Genomic DNA, 16,047 nt, shown 5'->3' with positions numbered 1-16,047 from the left:
AGTTGATTGTGAGTATAATAACGATAGTTCTACAATACAGAAAGCGATTTCATTTTCGCGATTAGCTGGAAAGGAGGAAGTAGGTGTAGAACTACTAGAGGTTTAGAGGTTTAGAGGTTTAGAGGTTTAGAGGTTTAGAGGTTTAAACAGGTAAATATTTATTAAACAATCTAAAAATTAAATTTTATTAATAGTAAAGAAAGAAGGGGTGCGCTTGTTCGATCAACTTCTCACGCCTGTTGGGCATTCTTTATTGAGTTCATTTTTAGTGGGTTTCATACCAATTGCAGTCGTTTTGGTGTTATTAGGTATTATTCGCACCCCTGCTTGGATTGCTGCTTTATCAGGTCTTGTCGTGGGTATGATCGTTGCTTTAAGTATTTGGCAGGTACCTGTTCACCTTGCATTTTCTGCAATGGTTATGGGGGCAGTATTTGCTGTATGGCCGATTATGTGGATCGTATTTGCTGCAATGTGGTTATATAATATCAGTCGTCGAACAGGTTCTTTTGAACTGTTTCGCAAGTGGATGTATAAAAATGCAACTAATGATCGCCGACTTCAAGTGCTGATTATCGCATATGCGTTTGGCGCACTCATGGAGGGCATTGCAGGTTTCGGGACACCTGTAGCTATTGCGTCTGCACTTTTAGTAGGTCTTGGATTTCCGGTACTTGAAGCAGTTGTGCTAACTCTCATTTTTGATACGGCTCCGGTAGCTTTTGGTGCGCTCGGTGTTCCAATCGTGTCATTAGGTGCAGTGACCAACCTACCTGTTGCCCACCTGTCTGAAATGGTAGGACGTCAATTACCTCTATTTGCTTTTATTTTGCCTTTTTATGTACTTCTTGTCATGGGCGGTTGGAAGTCATTGAAAGGCGCTTGGCCTGCTGCACTTGTCGGTGGACTGTCCTATGCAACTACGCAATTTTTAGTATCTAATTATATAGGTCCACAATTGCCGGATGTATTGGCAGCCATGGTTGCACTCATTGTTCTCGTACTATTTACACGTTTATGGAAACCGAAAGATTCAGACCAATTTCAATCTTATGTTCATCAGGCAGAAATTCAGACAGCAGCTACGGCAGAACCATCTATAACTAGTCAGTCGATTACATTAGATGGAGTACAAATCTGGAAAGCCTGGGCTCCTTGGATACTGATTACCGCTACTGTAATCATATGGACGTTTTTAAATGTCGCATCCATAGGTGTCCAAAGCATCAAGTGGCCTGGACTCAACAAATTGGTTTACCTGACGCTGTACCACAAATCATATGTGGCTGTATGGGCATTTCAACCGCTAGGGTCGGGCACACCTATTTTCGTAGCGGTTATTATTACTGCGATTGTTCTTCGAACGGGGTGGAAAACTTTTTGGCTAGCTGCAGCAGATACGTGGGAGCAGTTGAAATTCCCTATTCTCACCGTTATGGAAATCGTGGCATTAGCCTATTTGTATAATTACTCTGGGATGGCATATACATTAGGGCTTGCAGTAGCTACCTTGGGTGCATTCTTTCCCTTTTTCTCAGGTTTTCTGGGATGGATCGCATGCTTTCTTACAGGTTCAGATACGTCTTCCAATGTGTTGTTTGGCAATTTGCAAGTGGTAGCTGCTAAACAATTGCATCTAAGTCCTACATTAATGGCGGCTACAAACTCAAGCGGTGCTGTGATGAGTAAAATGATTTCACCGCAAAATGTAACAACTGGGGTGTCGACTGGTTCTTTGAAAAATCAAGAAGGCAAGGTTATTCGTAAAACGTTTATTCACAGCATTATTTTAACCGTACTTTTAGGTATTTTAGTGGTATTACAGACGAATGTTTTATCATTTATGGTACCGAAGTAAGTTGTTTAAGGGAGTGAATTCAGATGACTCCTTTAGAGTCTGCGCGCATCATACGAGATCATATTGCTGATAAACTGCACGTTGAAGCACAGATAGATGAAGAATTGGGATATGCGCTGACAGGGCAATGTAGCCCTGTCGTGCTTGTTGTACCAACCCATGAAGAGCAAATTACCAATATTCTTTGTACTGCCTATGAACACAAATGGAAGGTTATGCCGATTGGTGCTTTGACGCAAGTGGAAATGGGGTTTGCGAGTGAAGCTGTGGATATTGCTCTTTCACTAAAACGACTTGATCGCGTAATAGAGTATTCTCCAACGGATATGACGATTGCTGTGGGGGCTGGGATAACGCTTACAGCCCTGCAAGAAGTTACCCGAGTTCACGGTCAGAGATTACCCTTTGATCCAGTATGCCATAAGGAAGCAACAATAGGAGGTTTGATCGCTACAAATGTCAGCGGCCCATCTCGCGCATTGTATGGAAGTCTGCGCGATATCACAATTGGATTGACAGTTGTCTACCCTGATGGGCAGATGATTCGAACAGGAGGTAAGGTGGTTAAAAACGTAGCAGGTTATGACATGACAAAACTGTTCATTGGCTCCTTGGGAACGCTGTGTGTAATTACAGAAGTCATCTTTAAATTAAAACCGATACCACAACAAAGTGATGTCAATTTAATTGAAGTAAAGTATAACGATTTGGCTGTATTAATTACAAAACTTCGCACTTCAGACATGGTTACAAGTCAATTTGAACTCATGTCAGTACATGAACTATCAGAGCGTGATGAGTTTTTGCTGGCAGTTGGCTGTGATGAACATGTTGCTGCAGCTGAGGTTCAGGCGAAAAGAATTCAATCGATATGTGGGGCAATGAGTCTGCGAGTGACTCATTTGACAGGTAAGGCAGCCGATGATTATTGGGATTCATATCGCACACATTTGGCAGGACAACGGTCAGTTATTCGATTTACATGTGCACCTACATTCATTGTGGAGATTGCTAAAGAAATGCAAGTAAACATCGATCAGAACGTTTTTATTGGTATTTCTGTGACAGTCCCTATAGGTACTGGGCGTCTCTATGTGCATCCTCTTAACGAGTCGTCTACACTGCATGTATTGCGTATGTGTCGAGAGTTATTGTATACGTATGATGGATCGGCAGTGATTGAAAAGGCACCACAAACGAGGATGACATTAGTTGATGTGGAGCCTTTAGGTGTATTACAAGATGCTGTAAAAACACTTACTGTAGGTATTAAGCAAACGATTGATCAAAGAGGTATTTTAAGTCCAGGCAGATTTGTAGGGGGGATCTAACGTGGACCAAGGATTGTCACTACATTCTGATCCTATTTCTAAGGACCTGTATTCGGTATGTGTCCATTGCGGATTTTGCTTAGAAGTATGCCCGACATATCAGCAGCTTGGAAATGAAAATGAATCTCCTCGTGGGCGTGTTTATTTAATGAAAGCAGCGGCAGAAGGTACTTTGCCTTTCGATGAGTCTGTGATCGATCCTGTATTTAACTGTTTGGATTGTCGCGCTTGCGAAACTGTATGTCCGTCTGGCGTACAGGTGGGGACATTAATTGAAGAGGCACGTGGACAGGCATTATCGCACATAAAGCAGAGTGGACTTGAAAAATTTTTACATGATCTATTTTTGCGCAAAATCTTTCCTTCTCCAGGTCGCCTTCAAAGAATTCGAAAGTTATTGCGTTTCTATCAAGTGTCGCATGTGCAACAGGTGGTGAGAAGATCTGGGGCCCTGCGTCTATTACCAACTCATTTGCGCGAGATGGAAGCCGTATTACCAAGTGTATCGAGAGCAAGTGCACGGTCTGTGCTACCGAAAGAATCAGAACAGACGAAAGGGGTAACCAAGGGAAGAATTGCGCTATTTACTGGGTGTGTTATGGATGTGTTTTTTAGTGAGATTCATATGGCAACAGTGCGGGTTGCTCTGCGCAATCATCTTCATGTGAGTGTACCAAAGGATCAAATATGTTGTGGAGCATTGCAAATTCATGCAGGGGATCGCGAGCAAGCGAGAATGATGGCCAAACACAATATAGACGTGTTCTTACAAAGTGGTGCGGACTATATCGTGTTAAACGCTGCTGGATGTGGTGCAGCTATGAAGGAGTATAAAGAGTTATTTCATGATGATCCAGTGTATAGAGAAAGGGCAGAGCTTTTTTCTAGCAAAGTACGCGATATTGCTGAAATTTTACTTGAAGTAGGATATGAGAAGCCAAAGTCACGCTTGGAGCGAACGGTTACTTATCATGATGCATGCCATCTCGCTCATGCACAGAACATTCGGTCTGCTCCGCGGGAACTTTTACGTGCTATCGATGGCCTCACTTTAATTGAAATGAATGATGCTGATCGCTGCTGTGGTAGTGCGGGTATCTATAATATCACTCATCCAGAAATGGCAGCGCAATTGCGTGAGCGCAAATTGGCTGATCTTCCACACAATGTGGAAGTAGTTGCTATGGGCAACCCAGGATGCATGTTGCAAATTAAAGCAGGGCTTTATGCACAAGGGCTTACTATGGATGTGGTTCATACCGTGGAACTGTTAGATGAAGCGTATCGCTTGGAGCGTGAGGTACAATGAATCACATGCAATTGGTGAGCAAACTCACTGCAGTGTTAGGATCGAATCAACGTGTATTGCATAAAGAAAATGAGCTATATGCGTATGAATGTGATGGCTATGTAGCGCAACGAGGTCGTCCGAGAGCAGTTGTATTTCCTGAAACGACAGAAGAAGTGGCAGCGATTGTTCAGTTGTTGCATCGTGAAAAGGTACCTTTTCTTCCGCGAGGTGCAGGTACGGGACTAAGCGGTGGTGCCACTGCATTAAATAATGAAGTTGTGATCAGCCTTGTGCGGATGAATCAACTTTTGCATGTTGATTATGACAACATGCGTGCAGTCGTTCAACCAGGATTTATTAACTTACAATTGACCAAACAAATAGCTAAAGAAAACGCATATTATGCACCAGATCCATCTAGTCAATCGGCATGTACCATTGGTGGCAATCTTGCAGAAAACGCGGGTGGATCGCACTGTTTAAAATATGGTGTGACAACGAATCACATTGTGGCGGCGAAAGTAGTTTTGCCAACAGGGGAAATCGCCGAACTTGGTGCAACATACGGCGATGCACTTGGGTATGATCTACTTGGATTGCTCATAGGGTCTGAAGGAACTCTTGGCATCGCAACGGAGATTACCGTGCGCATCTTGCGAAAACCACAAGCTGTGAAAACGATTATGGCATGGTTTGATCGCGTCGATGAAGCATCGGATACTGTGAGCCAAGTGATTGGTGCAGGGATCATTCCAGCTGCTATGGAGATGATGGATCAATTAGCTATGCAAGCTGTAGATAAGAGTAATTATCACGTCGGGTATCCCGCGGATATCGAAGCTGCATTATTGATTGAAGTGGATGGGCTAGTGGAGGCTGTAGCAGCAGAAACGGATCAAATCGTAGATATATGTAAGCAACACCAGGTACGGGCGGTGAGAGTGGCAGAAACAGATGCACAGCGAGCATTATGGTGGAGCAGTAGAAAAATGGCATTTGGCGCGATGGGGAGAATTTCACCTAATTACTTAGTCCAAGATGGTGTTATTCCACGAACAAAATTAACAGAAGTTTTAGCGAGAATTCGGGAGATTAGTGTGTCTTCTGGATTGCGGATTGCTAATGTATTTCATGCCGGCGATGGCAATTTACATCCACTCATTTGCTATGATGCAAGCATTCCTTTTGAAACGGAAAAAGCGATGATGGTAGGGTCAGATATTTTAAAAGTATGCGTAGATGTCGGAGGTTCTATTACAGGGGAACATGGAGTAGGAATAGAGAAAATTAATGATATGCACTATTTATTTACAGAAGCTGAATTAAAAGCCCAAATCGCAGTGCGAGCTGTATTTAATCCAGAGGATTTATGCAATTCAGGTAAGCTAATTCCAAAACCAGGAAGATGTGCAGAAGTGAAGCGTGCGTCCACGATGATCAGTCAACACCTAGAAACCTATATAAAAACTAGCCATGGAAGCAACAGTCACTCGATGTGACTGTTGCTTCCATGGCTATGTTTGAGTAGATGATAGCGTATCAATCAATGGCACTTAGGTGAGCTGCTCGTAACCTGGGATTGTTAAAAAATCCATGAAATCATCGGAGCAACTTAATGTGCGAAATAGCGCTGTAGCTTCTTCAAATTTCCCTTTGCTATATGCCTCATCGCCAATCATGTGTTGTATTTTGTCTAACTCTTCTTGCATTAACTGGTCAAATAAATCAATCGTCACTTTTCGCCCATCTTCTAAAATACCTTTTGGGTGGTGTAACCACTGCCAGACTTGTGCGCGTGAAATTTCTGCTGTTGCGGCATCTTCCATTAAGTTAAATATAGGCACTGCACCAAATCCACGCAACCATGCCTCAATATACTGAATACCAACACTTATATTGGTGCGCAGTCCAGCTTCTGTAATGGGACCAACCGGTACTTCTAATAATTGAGAAGCAGTTACGGTGATATCTTCTCGCTTGCGATCGATCTGATTGGAACTCGGCATGATGTCATTAAATATGTCTAATGCAACAGGAACAAGTGCTGGATGTGCAACCCATGTTCCATCATGGCCATCGCGCGCTTCGCGCTCTTTGTCTTGGCGTACTTTGTTCATGGCATCTTCGTTTGCTTTTTCATCATGTTTAATTGGAATTTGGGCAGCCATTCCTCCGATAGCAGGTGCGTTGCGTCGATGGCAAGTGCGTATGGTGAATAAGGAGTATGAGCGCATAAATGGGACAGTCATGGTGATAAGAGAGCGGTCGGGTAAAATGACCTGCGGTTGATTGCGCAGTTTTTTAATATAACTAAAGATGTAATCCCAGCGACCGCAGTTTAACCCGGCTGAGTGGTCGCGCAGTTCGTAAAGAATTTCATCCATTTCAAATGTGGCTAGAATTGTTTCAATTAATACAGTAGCTTTGATTGTTCCCTTTGGAATCTCTAATAATGCTTGTGCCTTCACAAAAATATCATTCCAAAGGCGTGCTTCCAGGTGGCTTTCAAGTTTAGGCAAATAAAAGTAGGGACCTGATCCAAGGCTAAGTAGTTTTTTTGCATTGTGATAAAAGTAAAGACCAAAATCAACGATAGCTCCTGGTGCAGATTCACCATCAACTAGAATGTGTTTGTCTACTAGATGCCATCCGCGTGGGCGTACGATAAGAACAGCAACTTCATCATGTAAGTGATACTGTTTCCCATCTTGGTTTGTAAATGAAATGGTGCGCTGAATCGCATCGCGCAGGTTGATCTGACCACCAATGGTGTTGTCAAATGTAGGCGAGTTAGCGTCTTCAAAATCAGCCATAAATACTTTTGCACCAGAGTTCAAGGCGTTGATTACCATCTTGCGATCTCCTGAGGGCCCAGTGATTTCCACGCGCCGATCTTGTAAATCACTTGGGAGGGGGGCTATGGTCCAATGGTCGTCTCGAATCGATTTTGTTTCATCTAAGAAGTCTGGCAGGATGCCATGGTCAATTGCTTGTTGACGATCTATGCGTTTTTGTAAAAGAGCTACGCGTATAGGAGCATACTCTCTAACAAGAGTAGCTACAAATTGTAAAGCGTCAGTTGTAAGGATCTCTGCATAAGCATCTGAGTATGGCCCAGTAATGGTTACACCGGGTGGGCATGAATAATGATCCATGTGTACTATACCTCCTATAAATAGCAAATGACAATCGTGAAGTTCGAATATTCTACTACTAGTATAGCAAAGTTTTATGTATTATGGAACAGCGATCTGCAATATAGAACTGATTGCGCAATTATACAGCATTCTTCTCAGGAACTTGCGCTAAAAGGCAGAATCCAAGGTTCGAATTCTGCCTAAGCGTGTAAAGTCGTAGAGGAAGTAGATTGAAAGTCAGTGCCTTCTTACGATTGTGAAGAAGGTGAAGTTTCCGTTTTGCGCCGCTGTGGGTCAAATTGCCCCATCATCGTGCTAAACATAATGATATACGCTAGCTGTAATCCTGATGCAAGAAAGAATGGCCAGAATAATGACCCCATGCCAAGCATCCAACCGCCAATAGCAGGTCCGATGGCAGCAGGGACATTCCATGAGACAGCATTTAAACTACTAGCTAATCCGCGCCTCTTATCTCGCACAAGCCCAACACTAAAGGCTTGCCTTGCACCAACTGAACCACGATTGACAATAGAACGCACAATATAGAGTACTGCGGCGAGAGCAAAACTCGGCATAAATGGCATGGCGACTAATGTCACGATACCAAGGAGTCGAGGGAGCACAATTGATTTTGTAAGCCCTACTTTTTGTGAAAGTTTCCCAACCAGTAAAGAAGAGATTCCTGTAAAAATAAAGGTGAGGCCATAGATAGGGCCAATGGCTTCTGGACCAACTCCATAGCGAACAGAGAACCAATAAGGAAGAAGTGGTGCGACTAAACCAACACCAAGAGAATTAACGCTATTGACGATGAGAAGGAAAGATAGTGCTTTATTTTCACGTTTGCGAACTGATTTTTCAGCATGAATGGCGTCCGTCGCTGCTTGTAATGCTTCTTTGTTGTTATCTTGGTCCTTAGTCAGAGGTGCTACATGGTGTGAACGATCTTCAGATAGAGTAAAAATTTGCAAGTAATTAATAATGGCTATAATTAAATTAAGTGCAAAAACGGGATAATATGCTGTGGCTCCTGTAACTCCTGGTAAAATATGCGGAAGAAATGCTCCTAATATAGAACCAATACCCATCCCCCAAAATTGTAAAGCTGCATTGAGGCTAAAGACAGAGCCGCGTATCGTACCTGGTATGTGTTTTGCAAGCCAAGCTTGTTCTGCTGGTGCAAATGGACCTGAGGCACCGTTTGCACCACGGCCAAATCCAAACAATACTGAGCTAACGATGAGTACCCATGCACTATGATCTAATAGAAGGAGTGCAGTCGCAAGTGTAAGGCCCGTTTCATACATCAGTAAAAATCCGCGCCGACCGACTTTATCACTCGATACCCCGACTAGAAGGCTAAGAGCTGCACCGACAAGTCCTGCTGCCATCAGTAAGAGACCAATTTCTGGTGCGGACCATAAGCGTGCGCGTAAGTAAAGTGTAAAGTCTACGGCAAGAGCACCTTGCCCGATGCTGCGCAGTACGCGAGCAGCAATGAGGCGGCGCGTCACGGGGTGAAGCGAGCGCCAGCCCTTTAGATTGTACGTCATTGATGGTTCATTCATTGCCATCCCTCGTTTGTCTTGGTGTCAGATCAAAATCATCGTTCACCATGTGATGTAGTAGGCAAGATAGCTCCTCTTGCTGTTGTTTAGTTAACTGTTGTAGTAGTTCTGATACGCGATATTCGTATTGCAATTGCGCTTCTTCTAGTGCGAGAAGACCTGTATGTGTAATGGATATTTGTACGACACGCTGATCGCATCCGTCTGGTTTGCGGATAATGTAATGATTACACTGTAGTTTGTCCAGTGCTTGTGTCACGCCTGATGAAGAGATATTTAGGTGTTCTGCGAGTTCTGAAACTGTCCTTTGGTCTTTTGCAAGCATGGTTAATATGCGTAGCTGTGGTCGTGTGAGTGGCCCGTAACGACCCGATAGACGTTGATGAATGGTCATTAACGACTGCGCAATCGATTGAATCGAATTCATATGCCCCTCCATTTATTTAAGTAAGTTAATTATATAATAAAATGACGCAAAGCATAGGGCAATGAGGAGGAAACCGAAGAAACTTTGTCGAAAGTAATTGAGATGTGAATGAGTAAAGCAGGAATTCATTTAATCTCTGACGAATGTATAAAGGAACGAAATGTCGAAAAAACAAGAATGTCGTCGAATAAAGTTTTTGTATCTTTGAAGTGTATGTGAATGTAAATCATAGATGTGATTTACAAGATTGAACAGCAGGGGGATCTTGATGAATAAAGGGCCAACACCTTTCACATACAATACTGAAATGATCTTATCAGTGATTGATTCTGGTGTCTATGGAACAGATGCGTTAGGGATGATCGAATTTTGTAACGATCAGTTAGCTACCATGCTCGGATATGTAAAAGAAGAGTTGATTGGCCAGCAAGCACACCAGCTTTTTCATGAACGCACGACAAGTGGTGTAGTGCGTGATGAGGCAGATTGTATGCTTTGTCAAACGAGTTCTGTAGTTTCAAAGGAATTGTCCCATGTGCTTTTTTGGACCAAGCAAGGCAATCCAATTGTAGTGAACTGTATGATTAGGCAGATAGAGAGTGCTGGTAAAAATAAAGGTGCAATCGTCTCTTGCCAAGTAGTCAATCAACAAGAGCGTTCAGATGTTTGGATGCGTATGCACAATCACTTGCTTGAGATGATCTTGTCAGAAGAAAAGATTGAACTCGTCGTTGAAGAATTATCGCGAGTACTGGACACACTGTTGCCAGGTACGTTGAATGCTCTATTTCGTTATGAATCTTTGCAAGGTCATTTGCACTATATTGGTGGACGCAATATACCTATGGCACAAGGCGAGCTTAGCAGTGGTTTAGATCAAGTTGCTATTGCTACAGATGTTTTTTCGGATGGTCATTCTGAGTTAGCAGAAACTACATCCCTAGATATGACGTGCAATCCAATATTTCAAAATTTTTACTATTATGCGTGTGAACAAGGGTTACAGAATTATTTCTCTTACCCCATCCTATCGCGTGATGAAGATGTTTTGGGTTTATTGTCGATCCATCACAAAGAAAGCTGGCACCCATCTTACGATGAATTGGCATGGGTAGAATCATGTGCGTATCTTGCATCGCTTGTCATGGAACGGGAGTCTAGAGATCAGCAGATACAGGAGTTAGCTTTTTATGATGAAATAACGAAGTTGCCTAATCGAGCACATTATTGGGATACGGCGACTAACATCATGGAGAAAGTAAAGGAATCGCAAGAGTTAAAGTTAGCACTTTTTTTCTTTGACGTTGATCGTTTTCGTACGATTAATGAATCGCTTGGCCATGAAGTAGGGGATGAATTATTGCAAGCCATTTCGGGGCGGATTGTGCAATTTTGTGGAGATGGTCGCTTTGCAGCAAGAATGGGCGGCGATGAATTCATCCTGATTTTTAATGAGGCCAGTTCTCGAGACCAGATCGTGTTTTGTGCACAAGAAATGGTACATGTAATGGCTAAACCGTTCGCGTTGTCACATGAACAAACTATACATATAACAATTAGTATGGGTGTAGCTATTTACCCAGAACACGGAGACGATATCTATACTCTCACCAAAAACGCTGAGACAGCTATGTATGTTTCAAAAGATAACGGGCGCAACACTGTGAAATTTTATACACCCTTAATGAAATCACAGATTGACGAAAAAATGTGGATGGCAGAAGAGCTTGAACGGGCAATGGAGGAACAGCAATTTGCCGTCTATTATCAGCCAAAGATGAATATTGTTACGGGTCAGATTACAAGTGCAGAAGCACTTTTACGGTGGTTTCATCCGGTGCGAGGCACGATTCCTCCTGTTCACTTTATACCGATTGCAGAAGAAACAGGTAAGATTATTGCAATTGGTGAGTGGGTATTGCGCATGGTGTGTAAACAACTGCAAACGTGGCAAACAGCGGGTGTTTCGTGTTTGCGCATTGCAGTAAACGTCTCACCAAAACAATTTCAGCATCCACAATTTATTCCTCAATTAAAGGATATCATTTTGGAATTTGGGGTGGACCCTCTATATATGGAGATTGAAATTACGGAATCTACGCTCATGGATAACACGGAAGAGACTATTCATAAATTAATGCTATTAAAACAGATGGGTATTCATGTGTCTATTGATGATTTTGGGATCGGGTATTCCTCCTTAAATTATCTGAAACGGTTTCCTGTGGATGCATTAAAGATTGACCAATCTTTTATACGCGAAGTACAGGAGGATAGTACCTCTGCGATTGTCACATTGATGATTGCTCTTGCTCATCGGTTACAAATGAGAGTTATTGCAGAGGGTGTGGAGACAGAGTGGCAATTAGATTTTTTGCGCTTTCATGGATGTGATGAGATTCAGGGATATTTTTTGAGCAGGCCGATGGCAGTGAACGACTTAGAAACATTTATCGTTCAATTGGAATAGTTTGCTAATGAATTACCGGTTCATTACTGGTCATGTAAAACTGCTTGGATGAGCAAGCGGTTTTATTTTGGGCTTTGACTTATAGGGTACCGGGGTATACTATAAGGATAAGGGGTGGTAGCATGCATTTGTACCAACAAAATCGCGATGATCTTTTGATAAGGTTGCGTCGTATTGAAGGTCAAGTAAGAGGCATTCAAAAAATGTTAGAGGATGACCGCTACTGTGTAGACATACTCGCTCAGATTTCTTCCATCAAGGCGGCACTTGGCAAAGTCGAATTGTCGCTGATTGAAAGTCATACGCGGGGATGCGTAGCCGATGCGATTCGCACAGACCAGGGCGATGAAAAAATTGAGGAATTGATGCAAGTGTTAAAGGCGCATCTTAAGTGAGTATTGAGTGAAGGAAGGGTTATAAGATGGCGGTAAAAGAAATTGATCAAAGAATAGTCGGCGAGAGTGTACAGTTAAATATTGGCGGCATGACATGCGCTTCATGTTCGGCGCGGATTGAAAAGCAACTAGCAAAGATTCCAGGCGTCATTCATGTTCATGTCAATTTAGCTAGTGAAAAGGCGGCCATTGAGTTTGCTCCAGGTATCGTGGATGTAGATGGATTAATACAAACGGTTGTCAAGACTGGGTATTCAGCTAGTCCTGTAGCCGATGAGCCACTTAGTGAGGAGCGGTCAGATCAAAAAAATGCGTATCACATATTGTGGTGGACCTTTGTAGCCGGGTCGGTACTCACTTTGCCACTCTTATTGCAAATGATATCTGGCTTTACGCGTGCAGCCTTTGTGATGCCACTCTTTATTCAATTTATCTTAGCTACTCCTGTACAGTTTGTAGTTGGCTGGCGCTTTTATCAAGGTGCTTATCATGCGTTGCGCAGTCGAGCTCCAAATATGGATGTATTGGTTGCCTTAGGTACTTCTACTGCTTATGTGTATAGTTCAATTTTGATGTTTGGGCATATTCCAGGAGATACGTACTTTGATACAGCTGCGTTAATTACGACGTTGATCTTGCTTGGAAAAGTACTTGAGCACAAGAGTAAATATCAAACGGGCGAAGCCATTCGTGAATTGGTGCGATTACAAGCAAAAACTGCTCGTGTCTTGCGTGATCATGTTGAAGTAGAAGTATTGCTTGAACAGGTGCAGGTCGGTGATGAGATTGTTGTGCTTCCAGGAGAAAAAGTACCAGTTGATGGCGTGATTGTCAGTGGGAAGTCGATGATTGATGAATCGATGTTAACGGGTGAAAGTATGCCTATCACTAAGGACGTAGGAGATTTTGTCATCGGGGCTACCATGAATAAAGAAGGATCATTTCAGTTTCGTGCAACTAAAGTTGGAAAAGATACTGCGCTCGCACAAATTGTTCGAATGGTCGATGAGGCTCAGGGTTCAAAAGCACCCATTCAGCGATTAGCAGATCGAGTGTCTGGAATTTTTGTACCCATTGTTCTGGTCATTGCAGTCATTACCTTTATGATGTATGCATGGCTGGTGGATATCAATTCTGCCATTGTGCACGCGGTCGCTGTTCTTGTAATAGCGTGTCCTTGTTCTCTTGGTTTAGCGACACCAACTGCCATCATGGTGGGGACTGGTAAAGGGGCTGAGCAAGGTATTCTCATTCGCGGTGGTGAAGCACTCGAGCGTGCTCAAAAGATCGATACATTGTTGCTTGATAAAACAGGCACAATTACACATGGTAAACCTGCTATTACGGATGTGATTGGACTACTCAATTATCGTAGAGAAGAAGTTATCTATTACGCAGCAAGTGCAGAACAACGGTCAGAACATCCGCTTGCTCGCGCGATGATGGAAGAAGCCAAGCACCAAGGAGAACAGCTTCAAGAAGTGGCATTCTTTGAAGCAATCCCTGGGCTTGGCGTAAAAGCAAAAACACACTCTGATTTGATTTATGTGGGAACTTCTGAACTTATGCAAAGCAGTGGTTTTGATACGAGTGATAGTGAGGATGTATACAGAGAGTTACAGGCCATGGGGAAAACAGTGATGTATGTCGCACGTGAACAGGAACTCATTGGTATGATTGCTGTAGCTGATACGGTTAAAATGTCTTCGAAGATTGCTCTTGAAACCATGAAAAAAATGGGGATTAATGTCTATATGGTCACTGGTGATAACAGACAAACCGCTGTAGCTATTGCAGAGATGGTTGGCATCGATGAATCACACGTCATGGCACAGATGCTCCCAGCACAAAAAGAACAACTGGTCGTGCAGTTGCAACAAGAGGGGCATATCGTTGGGATGTCTGGTGACGGTATCAACGACGCTCCAGCGCTGGCTCGCTCAGATATTGGGTTTGCCATGGGTGCTGGGGCGGACGTAGCCATAGAAGCCGCAGATATCACACTGATGAGTTCTGATTTAATGGCCATTGTGGATGCGATTGAATTGTCTAGAGCCACAATGCGTAAAATCAGACAAAACTTATTTTGGTCATTTGGTTATAACTCACTTGGAATACCTTTTGCGGCATTTGGTATTGTAACGCCTGTTATTGCTGGTGCAGCGATGGCGTTGAGTTCAGTGAGCGTCGTGACAAGTTCACTGATGTTGCGTCGTTTTAAAGGAAGCAAAGTCATTGCTCACTAATCAATTGTGCACTCAGAGTGTTCAAGTAGCGTCTCAGCGGTAGTGCTGGGGCGCTTTTTTGCTAGTATCCATCCAAGTCCTATAAGAAGTGGTGGATAGATCATCGTCCACCCACTAAATAGATAGATTAGTGCACACAGGAGTAAAGCAATGAATGCAGTATACCATTGTCCTGTATTGCGTGGTAGAAGTCGTGTGGCAGAGAACATGGATAACATATAGGTGGCCATATCCATTACACTGATGAGTTGAATCATAATACTTAGATTGGGTGAAAACAGTCCATAATATAGAATGGTAATTTCAGATAATATCCCCATGGTTATAAGAGCGGTTGTCGGTGTTTGATATGTTTTATGAAGTGTTACAAACAAGTGTGGCATTTCCCCTTCACGCGCTTGCGCGTACAGCATTCGTGAAAAAGCGGCGATATTTGTATGCACTGTACCAAACGTAATCAGTAGCGCAAGTACTGAAGTAAATATACCTGCCGTGCGACCGAATCCAATACTTACCAGTATGCTAAGTGGAGCAAGTCCTAAATGATCCCCATAGGCTTTAGCGCCGATTGTTACGATAGCTAGTGCCAAATACAAAATGGCAATCACGATCGATGCTACGATGAGACCTAGAGCCACATCTCGATGTGGATTACGGAACTCTTCTGTAAGATTTGTCGCTGCCTCCCACCCTACAAAACACCAAAAGATCATGACTGCAGAAGTTCCCACAGACCACCATCCATGAATCACAAAGGGATGAAAGTTGGCACTGTGTATATGTGGTGAGGCACCAGCAATAGCTGTGACAAGTAAAATAGCTATCAGGATGACCAGCATCACCTGAATCCAACTGGCAAGTTCAATACCGCGGAAATTTAATGCGATAGAAATCAGCATGATGCTTGCTGCAAGTATGGTGATTTGCCAATGGGATAAAGCAAAGACGCTACCGACGTAATCTGCACCGATAAGTGCTACTATGGGCACTCCAATCGGGAAAGTGCCCAGAAATAGCCAGCTTAAACTGCGGCTCATACGCGTGCCAAGTGCCGCGCGCACATACGCTGTAATTCCGCCTGCATGTGGAATTTTAACCGCTAAACGCGCAAATGTTAAGGCAATGGGGAATGATAGTGCTGACATGATGATCCATGCAATAAGTGCGGCAGGGCCTGCGATATTTGCAGTTAATGCGGGCAATATAAGAACGCCTGATCCTAGCACAGAGCCTGTAGTCATTGCTGCGCCATGAACCCATGTAAGGGATCTACGCAAAGTAGGTGGTGTTTCTTGTGTCATTATACTCACTCGCAAACTGT

Annotated in this window: 11 protein-coding genes; 7 read left to right on the top strand and 4 right to left on the bottom strand. The window is 43.2% G+C overall.

Features of this window, described 5'->3' with window-relative positions; all coding sequences use genetic code 11:
• Positions 1-208: 208 nt before the first annotated feature.
• From MM817_RS01995 to MM817_RS01980, 4 genes are read left to right on the top strand one after another with little or no spacing between them, the layout of a single operon-like run.
• Positions 209-1,858, top strand: a complete 1,650-nt coding sequence (locus MM817_RS01995; protein ID WP_241711761.1) for an L-lactate permease — start codon at positions 209-211, stop codon at positions 1,856-1,858.
• A 23-nt stretch (positions 1,859-1,881) separates the two neighbouring features.
• Positions 1,882-3,189: an FAD-binding oxidoreductase gene (locus tag MM817_RS01990; protein ID WP_241711760.1), complete on the top strand. Its 1,308-nt coding sequence runs from the start codon at positions 1,882-1,884 to the stop codon at positions 3,187-3,189.
• A 1-nt stretch (position 3,190) separates the two neighbouring features.
• Positions 3,191-4,498 carry a (Fe-S)-binding protein gene (locus MM817_RS01985; RefSeq protein ID WP_241711759.1) on the top strand — a complete coding sequence of 436 codons (1,308 nt, stop codon included), beginning with the start codon at positions 3,191-3,193 and terminating at the stop codon, positions 4,496-4,498.
• On the top strand, positions 4,495-5,979 hold the full coding sequence (locus MM817_RS01980; RefSeq protein ID WP_241711758.1) for an FAD-linked oxidase C-terminal domain-containing protein: 1,485 nt from the start codon (positions 4,495-4,497) through the stop codon (positions 5,977-5,979). Before MM817_RS01985 ends, MM817_RS01980 begins: the two co-directional genes overlap by 4 nt.
• Positions 5,980-6,033: 54 nt before the next feature.
• On the opposite strand, the gene aceB is transcribed toward MM817_RS01980, so the two are convergent.
• The 3 genes from aceB to MM817_RS01965 all read right to left on the bottom strand — a co-directional run bounded on the left by aceB (position 6,034) and on the right by MM817_RS01965 (position 9,615).
• A complete protein-coding gene (gene aceB, locus MM817_RS01975; RefSeq protein WP_241711757.1) occupies positions 6,034-7,635 on the bottom strand; it encodes a malate synthase A in 1,602 nt (533 codons plus the stop codon).
• 230 nt (positions 7,636-7,865) lie between these two features.
• Positions 7,866-9,188 (bottom strand): MFS transporter, encoded by a 1,323-nt coding sequence (locus tag MM817_RS01970; protein ID WP_241711756.1) that lies wholly within the window; start codon positions 9,186-9,188, stop codon positions 7,866-7,868.
• A complete protein-coding gene (locus tag MM817_RS01965) occupies positions 9,181-9,615 on the bottom strand; it encodes a MarR family winged helix-turn-helix transcriptional regulator (RefSeq protein WP_241711755.1) in 435 nt (144 codons plus the stop codon). Before MM817_RS01965 ends, MM817_RS01970 begins: the two co-directional genes overlap by 8 nt.
• Before the next feature lie 268 nt (positions 9,616-9,883).
• Here MM817_RS01965 and MM817_RS01960 point away from each other — a divergent pair, with 268 nt between their 5' ends.
• The 3 genes from MM817_RS01960 (at position 9,884) to MM817_RS01950 (ending at position 14,726) form a co-directional block, all read left to right on the top strand.
• On the top strand, positions 9,884-12,085 hold the full coding sequence (locus tag MM817_RS01960) for an EAL domain-containing protein (protein ID WP_241711754.1): 2,202 nt from the start codon (positions 9,884-9,886) through the stop codon (positions 12,083-12,085).
• Positions 12,086-12,207: 122 nt separating this feature from the next.
• Positions 12,208-12,480, top strand: coding sequence for a metal-sensitive transcriptional regulator (locus MM817_RS01955; RefSeq protein ID WP_241711753.1), 273 nt, complete (start codon positions 12,208-12,210; stop codon positions 12,478-12,480).
• A 26-nt stretch (positions 12,481-12,506) separates the two neighbouring features.
• On the top strand, positions 12,507-14,726 hold the full coding sequence (locus MM817_RS01950; RefSeq protein WP_241711752.1) for a heavy metal translocating P-type ATPase: 2,220 nt from the start codon (positions 12,507-12,509) through the stop codon (positions 14,724-14,726).
• On the opposite strand, the gene MM817_RS01945 is transcribed toward MM817_RS01950, so the two are convergent.
• Positions 14,723-16,027: an APC family permease gene (locus MM817_RS01945; RefSeq protein WP_241711751.1), complete on the bottom strand. Its 1,305-nt coding sequence runs from the start codon at positions 16,025-16,027 to the stop codon at positions 14,723-14,725. The two genes, MM817_RS01950 and MM817_RS01945, sit on opposite strands and share 4 nt — an antisense overlap.
• Positions 16,028-16,047: the final 20 nt, after the last annotated feature.

This window comes from Sulfoacidibacillus ferrooxidans, from assembly GCF_022606465.1.
Taxonomy (GTDB): Bacteria; Bacillota; Bacilli; order Alicyclobacillales; family SLC66; genus Sulfoacidibacillus; species Sulfoacidibacillus ferrooxidans.
This window is presented reverse-complemented; position numbering and strand designations above follow the sequence as displayed.

What these genes read in the sequence shown, in the direction of transcription:
- MM817_RS01990 (WP_241711760.1), top strand. Translation starts at nt 1,882, where the DNA reads ATGACTCCTTTAGAGTCTGCGCGCATCATACGAGATCATATTGCTGAT.
- MM817_RS01980 (WP_241711758.1), top strand. Translation starts at nt 4,495, where the DNA reads ATGAATCACATGCAATTGGTGAGCAAACTCACTGCAGTGTTAGGATCG.
- aceB (WP_241711757.1), bottom strand. Translation starts at nt 7,635, where the DNA reads ATGGATCATTATTCATGCCCACCCGGTGTAACCATTACTGGGCCATAC.
- MM817_RS01970 (WP_241711756.1), bottom strand. Translation starts at nt 9,188, where the DNA reads ATGAATGAACCATCAATGACGTACAATCTAAAGGGCTGGCGCTCGCTT.
- MM817_RS01965 (WP_241711755.1), bottom strand. Translation starts at nt 9,615, where the DNA reads ATGAATTCGATTCAATCGATTGCGCAGTCGTTAATGACCATTCATCAA.
- MM817_RS01960 (WP_241711754.1), top strand. Translation starts at nt 9,884, where the DNA reads ATGAATAAAGGGCCAACACCTTTCACATACAATACTGAAATGATCTTA.
- MM817_RS01955 (WP_241711753.1), top strand. Translation starts at nt 12,208, where the DNA reads ATGCATTTGTACCAACAAAATCGCGATGATCTTTTGATAAGGTTGCGT.
- MM817_RS01950 (WP_241711752.1), top strand. Translation starts at nt 12,507, where the DNA reads ATGGCGGTAAAAGAAATTGATCAAAGAATAGTCGGCGAGAGTGTACAG.
- MM817_RS01945 (WP_241711751.1), bottom strand. Translation starts at nt 16,027, where the DNA reads ATGACACAAGAAACACCACCTACTTTGCGTAGATCCCTTACATGGGTT.